Genomic DNA, 20,883 nt, shown 5'->3' with positions numbered 1-20,883 from the left:
CACTTAGACAACAGCAGTAAACAACCTCCGAAAGGATAAGTTCCAAGTAGCTCGAAAATATCAAGGGGCCTCGAGGCGGCAAAGTGACGTAAACCTTTTGGGGCTTTTACTCTGCAATCTGCCAATTCTCACCGTCGGTAATCAAAGGTTTAAAGCCGAAGTTGGTTCGGGGTGTCGTAACGCTTTAGTCGGGACGCTTTCCTTCTGGCGACCCAAAGCGGACAGCTATCCGCGATCGAGCCGTGGTCGGCTGGACCTTTTTTCGGAGCGGCGGCCTGATGCGAATGTCTGCTGTCGGGCCGACGAGAAGTGGTCAACCGAACGGCCGACCGACGGATTGACCCGAAGCGGACATCGCGAATCCTGCAAGTGCTGCTCCTGTCGCCTTTCCGAGTATGATCTTGGAGGTTACAATGACTCATTATTATCGTGCCTCGGAGCGGAAATGAAGTAGCGCCCCTTCATGGCTCTTGATGGCCGTGCAGCTTCTTGATGGCCGTGCAGCTGATGGCGGTGCGGGTCCATGAATGTGATCGGCGCAGCCATGGGAGCGCCCCGGAAAACGCCAATCAGCCGGACGCAACGAAGGCGTCGGCGGCTCTCAGAGGATCAGATCGTGTTGGAAGGGTAGCTGTCCGCCCTTGCCAGCAGCCTCCCCGTCGAAACGCCAACCCTCCGGCGCCTCATCGGCCGGATGGGGCCATGCGGCCGCGGCGGAATCGTACTCCGGATTGAGCGCGGCGACGGGTACCGAGGAAGTGACCGCCGGGGGCGTCGAGCTGGCATGCTGCTGTTCCGCACCCGCCTCGAAATGGAACGCGGGCTCGGCCCGGTTGTCAAAGCCTTGGTCGTCGGCGCCCTGAATGACCACGGTCACGATCTGCGGCGTGCCGTCGATCGTGGTCACGGTGAAGGTGTCGGTCAGCGCGTCACAAGACCTCAAGGCCTGGACCGCGGGATTGTCGGGGTTGAGGACATATGTCCACGTGCCGCAGGTCGTCATCGTGAAACTGCCGTAGCCGTGGTCGCTCGCCTGCGGACATGTCGTGGCCGTGAAGGTGTCGTCGGGATTGTCGACGTCCCGCTCGGACAAGGTGCCGCTGGCGCTTGGCGGGGGTTCGCAGGAATTGCTTGGCTCGGTCACGCGTCCGCAAATATCGCCGCAGACGACCGCGGCGTCGTTGGCGCCCTCGATGGTGACCGTCACCGTCTGTGCCGTACCGTCCGCGGCCCTCACGGTGAAATCGTCAGTCAGCGATTGACCTGCGTTCAGCGCCTGCACCGCGCAGTTGCCGTTGTCGAGCGCGAAGGTCCAGTGCCCATCCGCGGTCATGGTGAAGCTGCCGTAACCGTGGTCGCTCGGCTCCGGACATTTGACGGGATCGAACGCGTTTGACGGGCCGTCGACGTCGGTGGCGGTCAAAAGGCCGCACGCGGTTGGGACGCCCTGCGCGGAATTGTCGGCTCCGCCTGCTTCGACCACGCGACCATGCGTGTCCCCGGAGATGACGGCCGGATCGTCGGCGCCTTGGATGGTCATCGTGACGACCTGCGGCGTGCCGCCGATGGTGGTCACGGTGAAGGTGTCTGTCAGGGTCTGGCCCGCCGTTAGCGCCAGCACCGCGGCGCTGGCGGAATCCAGCGCATAGGTCCAGTGCCCGTCGGACGTCATCGTAAAGCTGCCATAGCCTTTGTCGCTGGCATGCGGAGAACTCACCGCCGTAAACGTGTTGGCCGGATCGTCGACATCGGTGTCGGCGAGTTTGCCGGTCGCGGTTGGGACGTGGTGCGCCATGGCCGCCGCCGCGATTGCGGCGGCAGTCATGGCGATCGTGGCGACGGATCCGCCGGTCTCGCCGCTTATCGCTGCCGCGTCGTCGGTGCCGGCGATGTCGATCGTGAAGGTTTGGCTTGCCGAGGCAAAGTCGTCGGACGCCGTGATCGTGAAGCTGTCGGCGTTCGGCGCCTTCAACGCGTTGATAGCGTCGTTGTTCGGTACGTAGGCGTAGGCGCCGGTCCCGCTGTTCAAGTACAGGATTCCGAAGGAGCCGGCCTTCTCGACGTCGTAGCTTGCGCCCGCGACGGTGAAAGCGCCGATCGCGCCGCCCGCGATGCCGAAGGTCGGGGTCGTGCCGGAGCCGAAGCTCGTGGCCGAGAAGCTGCCGCTGCTCGCCGAGAACTCATCGAACGCGACTGTGTCGATCTCGACGGGGCCCGACCCGAGCGTCAGTGTCGGTGGCGAATGGATCAACGGCCCATCCGGCACGAAGCTGGCCGGCACCACCAGCCCGGGAAGGGCATGTTGTGGATTGGGCCCGTCCGGCGCGTGGAAATCGATCGGCTGCAGCGTCTGATCGACCGCTTCGCCCGGAGGCGTGCCGGATCCGGACGGCCCATGGTCCTTCGAGTAGTTGTCGAGCACGTCCTGCTGCCGGCTCTGCAGGTCCTCCATCCGCGAAGCGTTGTTGGCGACCTGCGCGAAGCTGACGGACGATCCGGTCTTGCTGAGGATGACCGTCTGCCCGGGATCGTCCACGATGATGTGGCGCGGCACCGCCTCCTTCGTGATGAGTTCGAAGGTGCCATGCTCGAAGCCCTTGTAGGTGATGGAGGCATCGTCGAACAACGCGAGATCGGGATCGGCGGCCCACGCTTCTTTCAGCGCCGTCAGGATCAACGGGACGAAAGACAGCGCTCCGGCCCATCCGAGTCTCGCGACAACCGCCGACTCTACAGCGCGCCCGCCGCGGACGGACGACGGACTGCGTTGGTTCTGCGCCGGCCAAAGACCGGTGAAGACACGTGCGAGCGACATCTTGAACGCCTCGCATGCTGCCCGCTTCCGCCGAAGCGGCCGGACCCATGGATCGCGTGTGAGTCCACCCGCCGAGGTGTCCGGTTTTGCGCATCAGACTACGCTTTGTCATCCCGAGACCCCTTCACGAAATGTTGACTGAGTGCGCGCAAATGCGCTCTTTTGTTGGCGCTGAGCGGTCGGGACCATCGTCCGTTGCGACTAAAGAGTGGCGGTCGCAACATGCGGTATGGTGCGCCGGGCGCGCTCTGCCATCATTCCGCCGAAGCGGGCTCTTCACGGACGGGAGCGGACGCATGCACGGACTAAGGACGGTCGCAGGACTTCTCTGCCTTTTGCTCGTTGCAGTGGCGTATCCGCCTGCGCCGCTTCGGGCGCAGGACGTCAAGCCAATCGGCAAGGTCGTGACCGTCGCTGGCAAGGCAGTGATCGAGCATATCGATGCCGCGGTTGTGCAGGCGAGACTGTCCGAGAACGGGGCCAGCGCGAAGGTCGGCGATCCAGTCTATCGGGGCGACGTCGTCAGGACGGGCGCCGACGGGCGCCTCGGTATCAATTTCGCCGACGGCAGCTCCTTCAGCCTGTCGAGTAACGCCAGCATGGAAATGAGCGAGTTCGTCTACGATCCGGACGGCAAGGACAATTCAACCCTGATCAGCCTGACCAGAGGCACCTTCACCTTCGTCGCCGGCAGCGTCGCCAAGACCGGGAGCATGAAGGTGGACACGCCGGTGGCGACGTTGGGGATCCGGGGCACCACGCCCCACATCGAGATTTCGGACGACGGCACGGTCAAGTTCGCCACCCTGATCGAGGAGGGCAAGGATGCGGTCATGAAGCGGAAGGCCGGTCCGACCGTTGCGCCTCCCCGGCAGCGGAGGGCCGACCGCGCTCTCGGCATCTGCCGGGGATGCTGAAGGTCTTCGGGACGGCGCCAGTTATGATCCTGCTGCTGGCCGCCCCCGCGTCGGCGCAGAAGCCGGAAGGTCAATTCCGGAACGTCGAGCTCTGCAACGCCGCTTCGTCCCCCGACCGGAGGATCGAGGCCTGCTCTGCCTTCATCGCAGCCGGCCGTGGCGGGCCACAGGCCTTGGCCATCGCCCACAACAACCGCGGCATCGCCTACGCAGCGAAGGTCGACTACGACCGCGCTGTCGCCGACTTCGAGGCGGCCATAGGCATCGATCCGACCTTCGCCAAGCCCGTCAACAACCGCGGCGCGGCGAGACTGAGGACGGGCGACTACGACGCCGCGATGGAGGATTTCGACCGAGCCATCGCCCTCCAGCCGGCATACCCCGCCGCCTTCGTCAACCGCGCCCAGGCCTGGCTGAAGAAGGGCGATCTCGTACGCGCCGAAAGCGACTACACCGCCGCGACTCGTCTGAACGCCGACATGGAAGTGGCTTGGAGCGGCCTTTGCTGGATCCGGGCGAGCACGGGCGACCCGCAAGGCGCGGTGGAAGCCTGCGACAAGGCGATCGGGTCGGGCGCGCATACGGCTGCGACCTACGATTCCCGCGCGCTCGCCCACCTCAAGGCTGGACGGACCGATGCGGCCATCGCCGACTACGACGCCGCGCTACGCATCGACCCCACGCTCGCCGCCGCGCTGTACGGTCGCGGCCGGGCAAAGATCCGCCGCGGCGAGACGGCTTCGGGAGAAGCCGATGTCGCGGCCGCGAAAGCTGTCCGGGGCGACATCGCCGAGGAATTCGCGCGCTACGGCGTACCGTAGTCCGTCCTCAACGCGTGCCCGTCGGAGAATGCCATCTCTCCCCTACCGAGAGAACCTGAGCTGCAGCAGTCGAGCAGTTTTTTTATTGATTTTTCCCTCCAGCGAGCGACACCCGAAAAATGCTAAACGGTTCTGCTTCCTACAAAACCGATAAGCAGACGTACGAAACAGAGCCAGATGGCGAACTCATCAGCTTTCGAGTCAAAACAGGGTCAGTTGATCGACTGATAAGCTTTCATACGAAGCGGAGTCAGTTGGCCAACTGATAAGGTAATACGCAAAACCTTATCAGTGCTCCGCTGGTCCGGAATGTGGACGAGTACGTATCCCGCCTACCCGAGGATCACCGCTCCTCCAAACGGGAATGACCAAGGCGTTGAGGATTCTAAAATTTTCGGTGGGGTGAGGCGCGGTTGACGTGACTAACTACGGTTACAAGCTACAGGATTTGCTCGCCGCTGCGAGACCACCGCGGCACGTCCGGCCGACGAGCGTGCAGGTCGGCGGAAGGCCGGGATGTGAATCGGCATCGAAGCATGCCCCCTCCAATGTGATGTGAATCAGAGACTTATCGTGCCGATCAGCCTCGGGCCACGCCGATTCACACCATGGCTCAAGGCTCAATTCGCGCTTCAATAGTCTTCGCGCGCGAATTCGGAGGTCCCGCGCCGAAGCTCGCCGGCGCAGAACATATCGGCCAGTGACACCGCGAGGGTAACGTAGCCGATCCGGCCACGCCGCGATATCCGCTCAGGCGAATTGAGAATATCGGGAAAGCTGAAAGAAGGACTCCGCTTCGTAGGACGGATCGGTGGCCAGTCGGGCAAGCCTTTGCCCGATGGCAGGCGCGAACTTCGCACCGTGGCCTGAACACGCGGAGCAGACGATTAGGCGGGAATCCGGCCAGCGATCGATGATGAATTCCTCGCCCGCATCGGGCAGGCGGTCGGCGGGCACGGTGTTGGTGTAGAGGCAGACGTCTCGATCGATGATTGGCCCGGCCGCGCCCGGGACAAGGGCCGCCAACGCATCGCCGACCGGGCGGAGTTCGGCCTCGGTGGCCTGCGGACCCCAGTCGTCGGGGCCGACGACGGGCCCGTGGTTGTGAGGCGCCGCTTTGACGCCGCGCTGTTCGAAGTCCGGAAAGCCGTAGACCACGTCGTTCGGACCTCGGTCCAGAATGAAGATCGGGAAACGACCGAGCGCCACAGTGTCAGGGCGGGTCGGCTTGAACCAGCCGACCGCCTGTCGGGTCACGTTGAGCAGCGCGCCCAGTGTCGGGAGTGCGCGACCGAGCCATGGACCCAGCGCCAGAATCGCGCGCTCGGCGAAGAACTCTTCGGTCACCGTGCGGATCGATACGCCGTCGTGGTGCGGCGTGAAGCTCGCGCGTTCCGGAATCACACGGTTGCCGGCGCGTGAGCGCATCAGTCTCATGACGACACCGGTCCGCAGTATCGCGCCACCGTCTTGTACTACGACGTCCCAGTCGTCGGGCAGGGCGAAAGCCGGAAATTCCTTGTTCGCTACGGTCGCGGTCAACATCGGATCAGGGCGCCCTTTCGCGATCGCGGCCGCGCGTGACGACGCCACCATCGCAGAGCCGGGGAGGCCTGCCTCCAAAATAGGGGTTTCCGTCAGAACCGTTTGACGGCTTTCGGCCTGCAGCCGGATCCAACCGGCATGAGCCTCGTCGCTCAGGCTGGTGTAGTTGGGGTTTTCGAAATTGAAGCGACGGAAAATTCGACATGAACCATGTGACGAGCCTCGATCCGAACCGGGTCCGACAGGGTCGAAGCCGAGCGCATCGACGCCGGCATCCAACAATGAGTTGAGCGCTGCTCCGCCCATGAGTCCTAGACCCAGCACGGCGACTTCGCATTTTCGCATGAAGGCCTCGCGAGCGATGCTACGGCTCGCCGATCATCCTGATGATTTCGCGGGTTTACAAGGTCTACGGGAGGGCGATTACGTAGCGAAAGGGACCGCGGGGCGACAGCGGGCCAGATCCGAAAGTCTGAATAGGAGCCGCAGTCAACGGCGCCCGTCTCCATAGCTTTAGTTTCGGCCGCAGGAGCAGGTCGGTCGCGGCTTAGCGCGACCATGGCCACGATAACGACGGTTGCGGTTTTATAGCTTGCGGTCTGGCAATTGGCGCCGGCTTTGGCGCCTGGGCAACATTGGCCGACTGCCGTGGACGCGGCAATGGTACTTCCTGCATGACCTGTGGCTTTTCTGGGATTGCGTTCGTACCTTCAGGCATCATCTCCTTTGGTGCTGAGGCGTTCGCCGTGGCGCGGGCGAGTTGCTCCTGGTTTGCGTTGAGGCGATCGGTGAGCGTTTGACTTTCGCGGGCCATCTGGATCTGGATCCCTTTGACATCGTCGATGACACGGCTGTTACGTGCGAGTTCTTCCTGGCCTGTCTTGAGTTGGCGCGCCACATTTTCATTGTCGTGGACCAATTTCTCTTGCGTCACGTTAAGCTGTTCGACTGCTTGCCTCAAGGCAGCGAGATCGCGCGTCATCGACTGCAGCTGCTGCGTCAAGTCGGAAACCAGGGCGATTGCAGACGGCGCCGCGTCTTTCGGCGCCGCAGCATCTCGGGGGCCCCGCGTCAGGGGTGCAGGGTCCGAAGGGGCCCTCATCGCCGGTTGTGCGGAGGACGACCACCACCACCAAGCAGCAAAGGACACAGCCAACAGAGAGCAGACGAAGGCCACGTGGGGCTGTTTCGTCGGTTGATGGTTCGTTGCCGGTGCGCGAGACGTCTCCATGGTCGGCTGGACCGAGGCACCGTCTTCCGCCTTGCGCGTCAGGTGCGAAAGCTCCTCCGCGATCTGCCGTTCCGCGACGCTGTCGTCCCGCGTGGAAGCCATTTGGTGCTCCATGTGAACCCTTGACGATGGTGCTGACTTTCGTTGTTTAGCACAGTTTTAGCCTGTGCGCTCGGGCCCAGCGCTGCGCGCGAAGGCGCCGTCGGCAAATGAGTCCGATCGCCGAAAGTTCGAGGCTGATCGAGGCAGGAAAAAGCGCCTAAACTCCAGAGCGGCGTGTGCTTATGCCGATGTATGACGTCGAATGGTAGGCTCGCGTGTCTTGCAGCGGGCGCACTCAACCTCCAGCCAGGCGAGTCCGCCACTAAGCATTGATCGATCGTCGGGCAGGGCTGCGCAGGGCCCCCGTAGCATTCCATGCGGACGGACTAGGCTTCCGCCTCCGCCCGTCGGCTTCTCGAACGGCCTCCTGGGCGCGCTCGCGGGCTCCTTGCGCATCATCATCGCGCCCATAATCCGGCCGCTCCAGACTACCTCTCCACACTTTTCGCGGAGGATTCCGCAGGTGGCTTGTGAGGCTAACCGTCAGCCGGGAGCCCCACACCTCACTTCGGGTCAAGCGCGACTGAGCCTAGCGGCTCCCGCGATCTAATGTGTCAACGTGGCTCGAACCGTAGAAGTGACAAGCTCCGCGCGGAAAAAACGCAGAGCGCTTTCGCGGAAGGGGGCGAGCTACTGGTCCCTGGTTCTCGCCGCGCCGAGGATATCCACTCCTCCAAACTCTGGGCGCTAAGCTTTCGCGAAGACGTTCATTTTTCGCAAACCGTGGACGGCTCTAGAAATAAGCTACAGTAAGGAACTACGGTAACTCGGCTAAATGGCGATACGTGATGCCACTGTGGACATCCGCCTGCAAGGATTTGAACTTCTTTGTCCTGCTGGGCTCTTCCGACTTCGACGGGCATAGTGTCCTTTGGCACGCCTCGTGCCGCTCAACTGCGAATACTTTCTGCACACGCCGGTTTCGATTGTAGCTTCTAAAATCTTCCTTGCAGTCGCTCTTCGTCGCGTTCGTGCTCGGAAGGTCGATCCGCCGCGGATTTAAGAGAGCTGCCAGCCTGCACGCAGGATGCAAGTTAGATCAAGATTTCAGAGCTCGCTGGGCGTCACCGATCTCGCAATTTCGCCTACGTGAACGGGCGCGGGAGCAGTTGGATCATCGCGGCCAACCGGGCTCAGGCCATGGCATGTAAAGACGCAGCCCTGCCGGGAAAGGCATCGATGAGCTGCAGCCGCGCCCTCTCATGCTGTGAGATAACGGCCGGCACGATCCAGACCTACAAGGCCGGCACGTAGGGCAGGGGGCTCCGGCTAATCGTCGAAGCACGGTCCGCATTGCAAGTTAGACGGGCAGCCGAAGCCAAAGGTCGTTGCTGGACAGCGTACCGGCCGGCGTGGCTATCTCCATATCGACGACGCGAAATGAGCCGGGTTGATCATCATACAGGTAACGAAGATGCCAGACGGAGCCAAGTTCTGGTGTAATGGCGAAGTCATCTAAGGCACTCGCGACGTATCGAACGGCATCGCGATGTGCTATCGGCGCGGAGAACATCGTGTCCGTCAGCGTGGCGAGGCTCATACCCTCCAGGAGCATGGTTCGCGCGACTTCGTCTCCGTGGACGAGCCTGAGGACGGATACGAGGGCCGCGATAGCGTCAGGGTTCTTTAGAGACACGGCAGATTCGTTTCAGGCCAAAAGGCGGACTATTGACGTAAGGGCGCGTGGGCGGCGGTCGCGTGTTTTCGCGGGGCATGGTCGTCCGCTACAACACCTCAGCACGAACCTGAGCCACGCCACGATTCGTAATCCCCAAGCTGCGCGCAGCCGCCAGCGAGAGGTCGAGGACGCGGCCACGGACCCATGGTCCGCGGTCGGTGATACGAACCACCACCGACTTGTTCGTCTCAAGATCAATGACGCGGACTCTCGTGCCGAACGGCAGACGGCGATGCGCCGCGGTTAGTAGATTCCGATCAAACGATGAACCGCTCGCTGTCTTGCCTTTGGAATACGAATAGTAGGAGGCTTTTCCGGAAATAACTCGATTGAAAAATTGAGCGCCTGAACGATCTTTCAGGGGCTCTTGTCCGCTCGGGCGTTGCGCTTGCGACTCCTCCTTCTTTGTCTTATCGAGTCCTTCAGGAGCGGGCTCGGCGTGAGCGTCTGGCACGATGGACCATCTATCATTGAATGTTTGCCCAACGGCTGGGGCGGCGTGAAGCCCCGTCCAGATTGAGACCGCTGCAATCACGATCATTCCAGAAAGCGGACGCATGATCGACCTCACTACAAATCACCAAACTGAGAAACAATGCAAACTCATAAGGCGCGTTCCGGCACATCGGGATTCATGTGTAGAGAGGTGATTTGATACCGATTTGAATGTGTTGCATGGCGAAGAGTGGAAGCAGTGCAACAAGCAGATAGTCCGCTGCAGCGCATTCACGAGAACCGGCGAGCCGTTCTAGAGCTCCACGCTTTGCGAAGCAGCGTCAACCTGGCGGTTCAGTGGCGAAATCACTTCGCCTGATTATAGAGACGAGCAGGACATTGAACAGGCCACGGGCAGCTCGTGGGGCGAGATGCCGCGAGCCGCGTAAGAAGCTCCGCGCGTTATCCAGCCTCGCTCGCAGTGGATCGCAACCGTACACGGCTCTTCTGTGTTATTCTAATCGCCGGCAGTTTGCGTCTTTCGTGCTTCTTCAGCGAAACTGCCTCGGAGCAATTGCTATGAACATAAATCTCCGAAACGAACTCGCGAAGTTGTTGGATGACATCCAAATAACGCCAGAAAATGTCGGACCTCAGCAGTTGGCTACCACTTCTCCCACAGGAATGCATGCGCGAAGGAGGCCGGTGACATAGGGACTGCTGTCAGCTGGCGCATGCGCTCTGGTTCTACTGGCGTTTAACGTGGCCGCTGTCCTCTCTCTTCACTAAAACCGTTGAGCAAAGAACCAAAGGCCGCCTCAGTTGGCGGCCTTTTTACAAGTAGGATACGCCAGTTTACGTGAACGAAACCTCTGATCAGTACCGCCGATAGTACCGATGGGCATAAGGCCGACGAACAACGACTACGCCGCGGCGATAGGCAGGACGATAGACCGGGCGAGTTCGGACGCATCCGTGCCGGCCGCAAACCAGAGCTACCGTCTCAACGTTCGCGATGTTTGATTGTCCCAACGGAGCAACGGGCATTGCCGATGCCGTTGCAATTGAGAATGCCGCCCCACCGAGAACGGTTATTGCGGCAAGTGTAAGTTTGTATTTCATCCATGCTACTCCGGCGGAGCCCATCCCCGCTGACCAACCTTAGACGTTCCTTCCTGAACCTCGGATGACCACGCCGCAGCTTTCGCGCGCGCCCTGGCTGGCTGTATGTTTCGGCACAATTGGGCCACGCGCGAGGGGTTGTTCTCTCGATCCTATCCGCCGGGCGGCCGCGCGCTGGCTCTGCGACATGGCTTGCCAATGAAGGTCACGCTGGCGCGCCGATCACCTCGTACTCGAAGCCGACGCCCTCCCGATCGTTCTCATCAATTCAAGCCTGCGCCACCTCCTCTGTAGCGAACCACTTTCGGCGGGGGTGAGGCGCGCCATTACAGATCCTCGCGCAAGCTCATGAAGAACGGATGCCGGAGGACCTTGTGAATGCAGCGCGCGTCGCGCGGAACGGCCTCGACCCCTGCGCAAGCATGGCTCTCTGCAACCGGGGAAGGGGCGCCCCGGTCCCCATTGCGGAACGAACTCCAACCGAAACGGATATTCGGGTATTCGGGTCCGTAGGCGCCGGTTGGTTCCTAAGCCATAGGTCGATCTTGGGAGCCTCGTAAATTGTTCTAGAATACTGCGATGGCTGGCAAGAGAACCTCCGAAAGAGAGTTCCTGCCCTCCTAAACCAACAAGCGAGGTGGACGCGCGGCAGGTTGTCCAAGAGCAAGTCTCGATCACCAGCCGGCGCTCGTCAAAGGTTCGAAAGTAAGATGAAACGAAGGCCGTCACAGTTGGCGGAGTCGTATTGTAGCTTCCGGCACTTGGGAACTGCCATGCGGTACGTTGCGTATGTGGTCGATTTATCCGGCGTTGCTCGGGCGGTTTATCAAATTGACAGTCCGACGGATGAAGACGCCAGAACGCGAGCAGAGAAATTTCTCGATACGTACCCCGCCGTAGAGGTGTGGGATGGTCCTCGCAGAATTGCCCGGCTGGTGCGTGAGAGCTCGGGCTGACCGGTCGAGAAAAAGCGAGAGCTACGCCGGGTTGGTTCGGATCTGCTTACGATCATGAATTGACATTTCGCCGCGGCTCGTGGCTTCCAAAATCTTCATGGCGCGCAGGAACGAGCGGTTCGACTTTTAATTGTTGCCCAAGCAACCGTCCAGGTGCGGGAACCTCGTGGCATTAACATCGACGCGCGTGTTATGACGACTGTTCAAACGGCCTTGCTCATTGCGGCCGCAGTGCCACGCTCTGCACTAGATCGTGGGCGGTAATCGACACATCAAGCATCAGAGGGCACGGCGGATGTAACCGGCTCGACGATCTTAAGGGCCCGACGTGGAATGCGTCGGGGCCTTTTGTTAGGGCTCCATCTACACCGGCAGCCGCTCAGGGGCGCGAAGCGGAAATTATATCGCTCGATCCGAGCGTTGCCGGTGGTCACCCCGGAGCAGACTTGACAAGTCGGACGAGTGCAAGGCTCTCTCTCTCTCTCTCTCTCTCTCTCTGCGAGTTAATCAGATAGCGTCGCAACGTCTGGCCGTGAGGGTTGACGATATTGGACCGCGATCGCTGTTAACCTTGGCCGCTTTTCGGCCAAATTGTTGTTTGTTGCTTGGTACTCGGGGCAGGACCTCATTTTGGAGCCCTGCAATGTTCAAGCAAGTATTTTCTGCGTGTCTCTTCGTTGTCCTCAGCTCGATCTGTTCGGAAGCAAGACCCGACCGCATCGGCCACGCGCCCGAATGCAACGTGATCATGCCATGTGACTTCTCGTCCGCGCAGACGCGCGGCGAACGAATTTCGCAATATTCACTGCAGGCGTATCGTCCCAAACAACTCGTAGTAACCGCAGCCAACAGCTTGGCGATGAGTGTCCCTGCTGAGAGCCGGATCGCCGGGGGTCGGCCGCCCGGCTGCCCGGCGGCATTCTGTGGTTGTGGCGCAGCGCTGCGCGTGTTTGGTCGTGTGGTGCCTGAACTAAACCTCGCAGCCAACTGGCTACGCTTTCCGCGTACGTCGCCGTCGCCCGGAATGGTCGCGGCACGCCGTGGGCACGTCTTCGTACTAGAACAGCATCTCAGAGGCGACATTTGGATGGCGTATGACGCCAACTCAGGCGGACACGCGACAAGGATGCACGCGCGATCGTTGCGCGGCTATACAGTTGTCAATCCACACGTTGCGGCCTGAAAGAGCGCGCGCCAGTTGGTGTACCGGTTTGTCGCTACCCGAACGTCAGCGCGTGTGCCCACGACCGCCGCCTGTGGCGCACTGGAAGGGACGGCCCCCGACCGCCAGCCCCCCGTGTTGGTCGGGGCCGATTTTCGTCTGGTGCCCAACGCTCTGACACCATCTGACGAGAACCAGCCGGTTGGTTTTCCGGTTTTTTACAGAGTGGCGTTATGTCGCGTGCGATTGCCACCGTTCAAATTCGACTGGGGCGCCGCTACGCGCTTCCAAGTGGTTCGCAGCGTCATACCGTTTGGAGTTCAGGGATTGTCGAATTTTAGTTCGTCTGAGTTTAGCAAAGTAATCGTTCTTTTCTGATTGGGAATGGCGGCGACGTTCGCGGAGGTGCTGGCTGCAAGGTTGACCATCATACCTTTTGTATTTTCGTCAACCGAGTATGTGCCGTAATAGGCAAATGCTTGACGCCACGATACTTTGCGCCTCCTCGGGCGTCGCCTTGGCTCGGTCATTAGCCGCAATCTTTGGAATTTCCGCGCGCGAGTGGAAAAGCGAGAAATGGCCATCATCTGAGAAAATCATCACGCCCTTTGGGGAAGGACCGAAGGGTTCGCCTATTTGGCCGTCGTCCATTTCACTGGTAACAGCGACTAGCGTCCACGCACCAACAAGCTGTTCCTTAGCCGACTTCTCTTGCGCGAATGCTGCGCCCGACAGGGCAAGCCCAAGCCCGATAGCAACAATGGCTTTGTTCATTATGTCCTCCACCACAAAATTTAATTGTTCAACTACGGTCACGTGAGATCAAGGTCGGCGTGAGCTTCGGGGTCAAAATCGGCGATGAAAACCCTCACGATGCCATTCCGATCTAACCTGGACAGCGGGCCCACCCACAGACTAGCCGCAGTACCCACGTGCCAACCGCCAACCCAGCAGGAAAGCCGGCTGATCTCCTACCCAGATGTGTGTCTCGGGATCATCGACCTGCGGCGGAGAGCGGGTCGGCCCACCCGTAAATTTCCCAAGTGCCGCGCCTGCCCCTGATCTGGTACGACGGCCCCAGCTCACCGGAATGAGGCGCATTCGGCCAAATGGATGATCTCGCAATGCTTCTCGCCGAGCTGGAGCGGTGCAAGGCAGAGTTCGAGCACTTGCAAACGGAGCTGAATTCCCCAAGGGGCGCCGGCCCAGTACAGCCAACAACGCTCCAAGATCTGGCGCGCCGGATGAGCGAGATCGCGGCCCGTCTTGAAGCTGCAACGCGCGCGATCTCAAAGGGACCTGCCAGCGGAATACATTGAGCAGTTCCGTAGCGCCCTAGCGAGCCGGCCATCTCCGGTTTGAAGCCAGAACGGACTTGTCCACTTCGCGGAGTACATGGTCTAGTTCGCCATTGGCCGTTGCTCAAGCACCGCAACTCTCCGGCTTGCGCAGGATCAAAACGGACAGCCCCGTTCTCACTAGCCTCACACCTAGCCGAACAACCTGCGGTTCAGTCTGCTGAGGTTATGGGCGCCCAATTGACCTACCCCGATGGAGCGCCGCGCCTGTTACGCCAGTACTCCCGCAATGGCATCCCGCAAGGTTTGCCGTGCGAACGGCTTGCGCAAATAGGCGACGCACCCGGCGTCCACCGCCTCAGGGTCTCGGTCAGATGCAGCTGGAACGCGCGCAGCTCTTCCGCCGTCGCACTGTCGGGGGGAGGGCTGAGGAAAACCCTAAGCCTCTTGACGGCGCGGATGTACTCGCGTTGCCTATCGGGTACGAACCTGCGCATGTTCATGTCGTCGAGCATGCGTTGGCGCAGCGGGCTGATGGGCTTCTCGCTCATTGGGGGCTCCTGTCTTGAGGTTGGAGTGCTTGACCCCTCGATCCTGCAGACGGAGCGCCCGCCCGTCACCTGTGCTCGTTCAAACGGTTACAGCGGTAGACGTGATCGGCGGACCGCGCCGCCAGCCCTCCCGCGAGAGCGGGTTCGTTCTTTGACCCGAAGCCGAAGTTATCAGTCAGCCTTTCATGCCATCCAGACCGGGATAATCTTTGTAAATGTTTTCCTGAAGCACGGAGTCTATTCCGAGAGATGATATCGCCGACCGATGCCCTCAATCTCAGAAACTCATCTACTGGAGATTCTTGGGCGAGCGTGAGCGCCAGGGATAACTCTCCATGACCCGATCTACGTGCTGTTTAAATCGTGTGGCTGATTTCGCGTCCATAGACCATCTCGCGGCAACAGGGCCTGCCTAGTAAGAGGCCCCTCCAAATATCTAGAGCGCTACTCTACCGCTTGGCCCAAATGCGAAGTGCACGACGTCCGCTATTTGAGTCGCTATCGGGGGAAAAGAGGACGTCGCACACAATCCGCGGGTCTTACTGTGCTAGAAATCCGAATGCGACAACCAGTGCCACCATGCTCGAGAAAATCAGCAGTGCCGGAAGGGATTTTCGGGTCATTGGCCTCGTCGAATGGCGCGCAGCCGATTGGCCGGGTTGAGGTGTAGGCGGTCTCTAGGACCGCACGACGTTGCCCTCTCTCGTTGGCGTTGCCCGTGGAGAGACGTCCACCGGCCTGCGACCGTATGGCCGGGTTCACTCAAACATCAGTGTTGAATTGTTCTGCAATTGAGAGTTGAATGTTTGTATTTGAGAACGGGGGTTAATTTGCTGCAGCTGGAGGCACATCTCGGTATATCCGATGTGCTTCGTTTGATTGAAGAAAAGCTGGGAGCAGGTGTCTGGCGCTGTGATGCAGCCGGCCAGATGCAATGGTCGCGTGGCTTTTTTAGGCTGCTCGGATTGGATCCGCATGCGGTCTCGCCGTCATACACCGAAATCCAACGAAGGATTCATCCGGACGATCGCGGTCCGACTCGCGGTCCCAGCGAGTTGATGATAGATCGGACGTTGCTCGACGGTGAATTTCGCATCATTCGGCCCAATGGCGCTTTGCGCTGGATTAACTGCCATACCGAAGTGCTACTGAATAGCGCAGGTGAGCCGGAATGTATTTTGGGGATCGCTCTCGACATTACAGCGCAACGTCGGTTGGTCCAGACGCTGCGAAGTGACGCCGAGCGCTACAGCGCTTTGACCCAGGTGGTAGGCGGTCTGCTGTGGATCGGTAGTTCCGACGGTCGAATCACGGCACTGCCGAATGGCGAGAAGACACCAGAGGCGCATCGGTTGCTTGGCAAAGGCTGGGCTGATCTTCTTCACGAAGACGAGCGTGAGGCGGCCTTGAGAAGCTGGACGGCCTCGGTCGAGACCGGACGGCGGTACAGCGTCGAGCATCGCCTGCGAGAGCCCGACAATACATATCGGTGGTATCATTGTACGGCCGTGCCTGTCACCAATGCGGACGGCAGCATCCAGGAATGGATGGGTCTCTCCATTGACGTGCATCAGGAAAAGCTCTCCGTTCAACACGCGGCAACATCGCAGCTTACGGGCGCGCAACTGCGCGCAGCCCGCGGCATCCTAAATTGGTCTGTGAAACAATTGGCCGCGCGAACGGGGATTTCGTCCGCCATCATTCGTCGGCTTGAAGAGTACGATGATGCTCCCCCAATGTCGGACGAGACGACGGAGATTCTTCGTCGCGTCTTTTCGGATGGGGGAATCGAGTTCTTGTTCCCGTCTGTCGGCGAGCCTGCAGTTCGGCCGCGACGATGATTTGAGACAAGTTGTCGCAAGCTGGCTATCTCACTTTCCATAGGTAGCTTTGGAAGGACCGTCTTGGGGCTCAGTTTTTGGGTTGCTCGCGCATTTCGCGGCCGGGCGAACCAAAAATTTGCGAAATGCGCCGAGCTAATTTCGTCATACGCGCTGAAGCAGCAATTTTTGCGCGCGTGAGGAAAATCAGGGTCGATTTCTTCTTAACCAACTCGCAGCCAATTGTCTTCACCATGGTCTGCACGCTCAAGTAGGGACGGGAAACCTGAGCTACTGTTTTATTATCGAGTGACCCCACGAGGGATCTTTTTGCCATCTGACCTAAAAGCCGCCGTCGGTTGCGGCGACTAAGCGCGTCACATCCAAATCCATTCTTGCCAATCTTTTTAAGGGTCCAATGACCCGCGGAGTGTTGCCATGCCCTTCAAACTCAAACTTCGGATTCGTGGCCGGCTGATTTCGGGATTTCTTTCCGTATGCGCGATCATCGCGCTTTCAGTCGGATACACCGTGTTTGCGGTCGGCGGGATTTCCACGACCGTCGATCGCATGGTGAACCTGCGGACACCCGTCGCGCTCGCGAGCACAGAGCTGGTCGGCAATCTCTATTCCACACTGGCGACATTGCGTGGCTATCTCTTGACCGGAAATCCGCAAGGCAAGCTAGATCGGGCCGCGATGTGGAAGGAAATGGATGCCACAGTTGCCGGCTTCGATGAGAAGGCGGTACATTTTACCAACCCGGAGAACAGCCGAAAATGGGCCGAGGCCAAGGCGCTGCTCGCAGAGTTCCGAGCTGCCCAAGACAAAGCCGAAGCCGTCGCGTTCACTTCCGATGCATATCCAGCGACAAAGCTACTTGTGACCGAAGCCGGTCCGCGCACCGAAACAATGTTTTCCGAGATCACCAAGATGATCAACGAGGAGGAGGGCCAGGAGGCGACGGCGGAGCGTAAGAGATTGCTGAAAGCAATGGCGGACACGCGCGGCAATTTTGCCGCTGCCACCGCTCAACTTCGCATGTACCTCCTGTCGGGCGAAAAGAACGACAAGGAGAAATTCTTCAAGCCGTGGGAGCTCTTTGAAAAAGGCTATACCGCCGTGAGTGCGAAGAAGGACCTGCTTACGCCGTCTCAGCTGCTCTCTTTCGAGAAGATCACGAAGGCGCGGGGCGAATTTGTTCTCCTTTACGAGAAGATGTTCGCGTTCCGGGAGTCAGCGGACTGGAATGCACCCGTGCATATTCTCATAACGGAAGCGGCGCCGCGCGCGGTGAAGATTCTCGATCTGCTCGACGGGCCGAAGGGCGCCGACGGCACCCGCTCTGGAGGCATCAAGACGAACCAGAACAGCATGCTTGCCGAGGAAAGCCATCAGGTGCAGACGAGCATATCCTTCCTGAGGCTGGTCCTGTGGGGCTTGCTTGCGGCAGGACTGGGCCTCGGGGCCGCCATTGCGCTGCTGACCGCTCGCGCGATCGCCCTCCCGATCCAGGGGATGACCGCCGCCATGGGCAGGCTCGCGAGCGGCGATACGTCGACCTCGATCCCAGGTGTCGGCCGCGCTGACGAGGTCGGCGAGATGGCCGAGGCGGTTCAGGTCTTCAAAGACAATATGTTCGAAACCGACCGGCTGCGGGCCGAACAGGCGCAATCAGAGGCCCGTGCGGCCGCCCAGCGCAAGACGGACATGCACCAGCTCGCTGGACGCTTTGAGGATGCGGTCGGAGAAATCATCCAGACGCTCTCATCATCCTCGACCGAGCTCGAAGCGGCGGCCAAGACCCTGAGCAGGACAGCCGAGAGCACCCAGCAGCGCTCTAGCATGGTCGTTGCGGCTTCCGAGGAAGCCTCGAGCAACGTTCAATCGGTTGCCTGCGCCACCGAAGAGATGAGCTCATCAGTCATCGAAATCAGCCGCCAAGTGCAGGACGCAGCCAGGATTGCCGGCGCAGCGGTGGATCAGGCACAGAAAACCAACGATCGCGTCAACAAGCTGTCACAGGCGGCAACTCGTATCGGCGACGTGGTCGAACTGATCAATACGATCGCGGGGCAGACCAACCTTTTGGCGCTGAACGCAACGATCGAAGCGGCGCGGGCCGGCGAGGCCGGACGCGGCTTCGCTGTCGTTGCCTCCGAAGTCAAGGCGCTCGCCGAACAGACTGCCAAGGCGACTGGGGAGATCAGCCACCAGATCGCCGATATACAGGCCGCCACCCAGGATTCCGTCGTCGCGATCAAGGAAATCAGCGGCACGATCGGTCGGATCTCAGAAATCTCTTCCGCCATTGCAGCCGCGGTGGAAGAACAGGGAATGGCTACGCAGGAGATATCGCGCAACGTCCAACAGGCCGCGCAAGGTACCCACGAGGTCGCCTCCAACATCACGGAGGTGCAGCAAGGGGCCACGGAAACCGGCTCTGCCTCTAGTCAGGTGCTTGCCTCGGCGCAAACGCTGTCGAACGACAGCGCGCGGCTAAAGACAGAGGTCGAGAAGTTCCTGATCACTGTGCGCGCAGCTTGAGGTGCTTCCATGACAAGTACCTCAACATCAGCGAGTCACGCTGGAAGTGTCCCAGCGAGGATCCGTGATGGAGCGTCCGAGCCGGTGGCTGCCAACATCATCCCGCTGCCATTTAGTCGAGAGCGATACCTGATCGTCCAGACCAGAACGGACTAAGTTGCTGCGACGGAAGGTCAATGTCGTTATCGAATGTCTTAGAGTTCTCAATGGCCTGCTTGAAGATGTGGATAACGGATCGATACGTGAGGAATTTCAGTCTCGGGTAGCGCGGCTGAACGAGCTGCTCGTGCTTCGGCTTGATCAGCTATCCGCCGCGGATCGCTTGCTGCAGGAGATGCTCCCTTATGCCTGACACGGGACGGATTGTACTGCAGCGCGTACGTTCGTCCTTCAATACTTCGAAGCAGGTGTCGGTGACCACGCAGCCACATCTTGTCCCGTCGCGCGGAATCGGCCGCACGACCGCTCTGACCCGTTACAGCAATAGCGGCGACGCGAGCCATCGATTAGCTAATGCGACGGTAGGTCCCGCGGTCGCGATATCTCCCTTCACCAATGCAAGCGGTGTGACCGATGTGCAACGAGCGCGTAGCTTCACCACAGCTATGTGGGCAACCGAACAATCCGGCTCACGAGTACGCGGTAGCATCCGCGCGACCAATTACTGAGGGCCTGCGGATGAACTTTTCAAGCTCGGAAGATCAGACGTTATTGTCTCTTTGGGAAAGTGTGCGGCGGCAAGTGTTGGCTGATCGCGCGAATGGCGGCCGCTCCCGCATTGTTGGTGACAATCTTCGCAACTATGCTGAGTTGCTCCGTTCGGAAATAGATCGGCGTGAGCTCAAGTACACCTCGATCAATTCAACTGAATGAAGAGGATGCTGCCGGGGGCACTCTAAAATGAGAGACATCCGTGAGCAGTTGGACAGACTCCGCAACGATGCCGCCGACTGCAAATCGATCAGCGATCTAGCCACTGATCTGCGAAAACGAGAATTGTTCGCGAGGCTTGCCGATCATCTGAGCGCGTTGGCTTCAGAGGTCGAACGCGCTACGGCTGTGATAGTCTCTGGCACCCCACCAGAGCTATCACCGCAACATCGGCAATGTTGGGATGCTGCAGCAGGCAGGTTTCGACCTCGGCCGGGTAAATATTCTCTCCGCCGCGGGATGTCCTCGAGGCGGCCCGTGACACGCAAGTAGCCGCGCTTATCCAGCGTCCCGAGGCCGCCCGTGCGCAGCCATCCGTCAGCCGTGATGGCCGGACGCGCATTCTCCGGCGCGTCGAGATAGCCGATTGTGGGTCTGATATCCACGGACTTGAATTACGCCCTAAGTGCCGGTCGGCAAAATACGAAGATCCATCGGATCCGCAACGCGCACTTCCGACGTTCCAGAGCGCTTTCCCGCGGTCCGGACGAACTCAGTCTCCGGATGTCGACGCTCGTCTGCGCGACAATCGGGCTGAGCTCGGTCTGACCGAAGACAGTAAGGACCGGAAGGTCGAGCGCTACCCTCACGCGGCGATGGATCTCGGGAGAGACCAGTGCACCTCAGACAACGCGACGTGCAGCGACGATCCCGACCGTCTCAGGCGTGACCGCCGGACTTACCGCGCTGTGCCTCGGTGCCGCGATGGCATTCTGATAATTTCGTTAAGCCAACGCTCGGAGCCGCGGCCCTTCCAGCATCAGTGCCACGTCGCAGGCAGGCCGCGGCTTGCTGAACAGATAGCCCTGTGCCTGGGTGCAGCCCTCGCGCCGGAGCAACTCGAGCTGCGCGTCGTTCTCGACCCCTTCCGCGGTCGTGACGATGCCGAGGCTGCGGCCGAGGCCAGTCACGGCACGGATGATCGCCATGGAATCCTCGCGCGTCGCGAGTTC

The 20,883-nt window shown here is 60.3% G+C and carries 14 protein-coding genes; 5 read left to right on the top strand and 9 right to left on the bottom strand.

The features are described 5' to 3' along the window. Positions 1–601: 601 nt before the first annotated feature. On the bottom strand, positions 602–2,815 hold the full coding sequence (locus AC0L3B_RS35370; protein ID WP_247299817.1) for a VCBS domain-containing protein: 2,214 nt from the start codon (positions 2,813–2,815) through the stop codon (positions 602–604). Between the two features lie 296 nt (positions 2,816–3,111). Here AC0L3B_RS35370 and AC0L3B_RS35365 point away from each other — a divergent pair, with 296 nt between their 5' ends. Both AC0L3B_RS35365 and AC0L3B_RS35360 read left to right on the top strand, forming a co-directional pair. After that, positions 3,112–3,732, top strand: a complete 621-nt coding sequence (locus AC0L3B_RS35365; RefSeq protein WP_026234035.1) for a FecR family protein — start codon at positions 3,112–3,114, stop codon at positions 3,730–3,732. Further along, positions 3,726–4,553: a tetratricopeptide repeat protein gene (locus AC0L3B_RS35360; protein WP_085350192.1), complete on the top strand. Its 828-nt coding sequence runs from the start codon at positions 3,726–3,728 to the stop codon at positions 4,551–4,553. Before AC0L3B_RS35365 ends, AC0L3B_RS35360 begins: the two co-directional genes overlap by 7 nt. 750 nt (positions 4,554–5,303) lie before the next feature. Here AC0L3B_RS35360 and AC0L3B_RS35355 read toward each other — a convergent pair. The 4 genes from AC0L3B_RS35355 to AC0L3B_RS35340 form a co-directional block, all read right to left on the bottom strand. Beyond that, positions 5,304–6,443, bottom strand: coding sequence for an FAD-dependent oxidoreductase (locus AC0L3B_RS35355; RefSeq protein ID WP_473382186.1), 1,140 nt, complete (start codon positions 6,441–6,443; stop codon positions 5,304–5,306). A 202-nt stretch (positions 6,444–6,645) separates the two neighbouring features. Then, positions 6,646–7,431 carry a hypothetical protein gene (locus AC0L3B_RS35350; RefSeq protein WP_026234034.1) on the bottom strand — a complete coding sequence of 262 codons (786 nt, stop codon included), beginning with the start codon at positions 7,429–7,431 and terminating at the stop codon, positions 6,646–6,648. Between the two features lie 1,300 nt (positions 7,432–8,731). Next, the gene (locus tag AC0L3B_RS35345; RefSeq protein ID WP_143274137.1) at positions 8,732–8,971 is read right to left on the bottom strand and encodes a hypothetical protein; all 240 of its coding nucleotides are present in this window, start codon (positions 8,969–8,971) and stop codon (positions 8,732–8,734) included. Between the two features lie 184 nt (positions 8,972–9,155). Further along, positions 9,156–9,668, bottom strand: a complete 513-nt coding sequence (locus AC0L3B_RS35340; protein WP_473382184.1) for a septal ring lytic transglycosylase RlpA family protein — start codon at positions 9,666–9,668, stop codon at positions 9,156–9,158. 2,597 nt (positions 9,669–12,265) lie between these two features. Here AC0L3B_RS35340 and AC0L3B_RS35335 point away from each other — a divergent pair. Then, complete coding sequence (locus AC0L3B_RS35335; protein WP_473382182.1) at positions 12,266–12,805, top strand: hypothetical protein; 540 nt, start codon at positions 12,266–12,268, stop codon at positions 12,803–12,805. A gap of 426 nt (positions 12,806–13,231) precedes the next feature. Here the strand turns inward: AC0L3B_RS35335 and AC0L3B_RS35330 are convergent, their stop codons facing one another. Together AC0L3B_RS35330 and AC0L3B_RS35325 are read right to left on the bottom strand one after the other, a co-directional pair. Beyond that, the gene (locus AC0L3B_RS35330; protein ID WP_204511998.1) at positions 13,232–13,558 is read right to left on the bottom strand and encodes a lipocalin-like domain-containing protein; all 327 of its coding nucleotides are present in this window, start codon (positions 13,556–13,558) and stop codon (positions 13,232–13,234) included. Between the two features lie 769 nt (positions 13,559–14,327). Continuing rightward, entirely contained in the window at positions 14,328–14,597 is a 270-nt protein-coding gene (locus tag AC0L3B_RS35325; protein WP_473382198.1) for a phage integrase N-terminal SAM-like domain-containing protein, read from the bottom strand. 866 nt (positions 14,598–15,463) lie between these two features. On the opposite strand from AC0L3B_RS35325, the gene AC0L3B_RS35320 reads away from it, so the two are divergent. Beyond that, positions 15,464–16,474: a PAS domain-containing protein gene (locus AC0L3B_RS35320; protein ID WP_473382178.1), complete on the top strand. Its 1,011-nt coding sequence runs from the start codon at positions 15,464–15,466 to the stop codon at positions 16,472–16,474. 70 nt (positions 16,475–16,544) lie between these two features. On the opposite strand, the gene AC0L3B_RS35315 is transcribed toward AC0L3B_RS35320, so the two are convergent. After that, on the bottom strand, positions 16,545–16,772 hold the full coding sequence (locus AC0L3B_RS35315; protein WP_143273025.1) for a hypothetical protein: 228 nt from the start codon (positions 16,770–16,772) through the stop codon (positions 16,545–16,547). A gap of 119 nt (positions 16,773–16,891) precedes the next feature. Here AC0L3B_RS35315 and AC0L3B_RS35310 point away from each other — a divergent pair, with 119 nt between their 5' ends. Next, complete coding sequence (locus AC0L3B_RS35310) at positions 16,892–19,000, top strand: HAMP domain-containing methyl-accepting chemotaxis protein (RefSeq protein WP_085360752.1); 2,109 nt, start codon at positions 16,892–16,894, stop codon at positions 18,998–19,000. Between the two features lie 1,655 nt (positions 19,001–20,655). Here the strand turns inward: AC0L3B_RS35310 and AC0L3B_RS35305 are convergent. Further along, positions 20,656–20,883 (bottom strand): EAL domain-containing protein (locus AC0L3B_RS35305; protein ID WP_473382174.1); only part of this gene is annotated, 228 nt, incomplete at its 5' end.

This window comes from Bradyrhizobium sp. Kon56 (genome assembly GCF_055807635.1).
Note: the sequence above shows the minus strand (reverse complement) of the source record. Positions and strands in the feature narration are given on the sequence as shown.

Coding starts and splice junctions, on each gene's coding strand:
- AC0L3B_RS35360 (WP_085350192.1), top strand. CDS start 3,726: ATGCTGAAGGTCTTCGGGACGGCGCCAGTTATGATCCTGCTGCTGGCC.
- AC0L3B_RS35355 (WP_473382186.1), bottom strand. CDS start 6,443: ATGCGAAAATGCGAAGTCGCCGTGCTGGGTCTAGGACTCATGGGCGGA.
- AC0L3B_RS35335 (WP_473382182.1), top strand. CDS start 12,266: ATGTTCAAGCAAGTATTTTCTGCGTGTCTCTTCGTTGTCCTCAGCTCG.
- AC0L3B_RS35345 (WP_143274137.1), bottom strand. CDS start 8,971: ATGAGCCTCGCCACGCTGACGGACACGATGTTCTCCGCGCCGATAGCA.
- AC0L3B_RS35365 (WP_026234035.1), top strand. CDS start 3,112: ATGCACGGACTAAGGACGGTCGCAGGACTTCTCTGCCTTTTGCTCGTT.
- AC0L3B_RS35350 (WP_026234034.1), bottom strand. CDS start 7,431: ATGGCTTCCACGCGGGACGACAGCGTCGCGGAACGGCAGATCGCGGAG.
- AC0L3B_RS35370 (WP_247299817.1), bottom strand. CDS start 2,815: ATGTCGCTCGCACGTGTCTTCACCGGTCTTTGGCCGGCGCAGAACCAA.
- AC0L3B_RS35330 (WP_204511998.1), bottom strand. CDS start 13,558: ATGAACAAAGCCATTGTTGCTATCGGGCTTGGGCTTGCCCTGTCGGGC.
- AC0L3B_RS35310 (WP_085360752.1), top strand. CDS start 16,892: ATGCCCTTCAAACTCAAACTTCGGATTCGTGGCCGGCTGATTTCGGGA.
- AC0L3B_RS35340 (WP_473382184.1), bottom strand. CDS start 9,668: ATGCGTCCGCTTTCTGGAATGATCGTGATTGCAGCGGTCTCAATCTGG.
- AC0L3B_RS35325 (WP_473382198.1), bottom strand. CDS start 14,597: ATGCTCGACGACATGAACATGCGCAGGTTCGTACCCGATAGGCAACGC.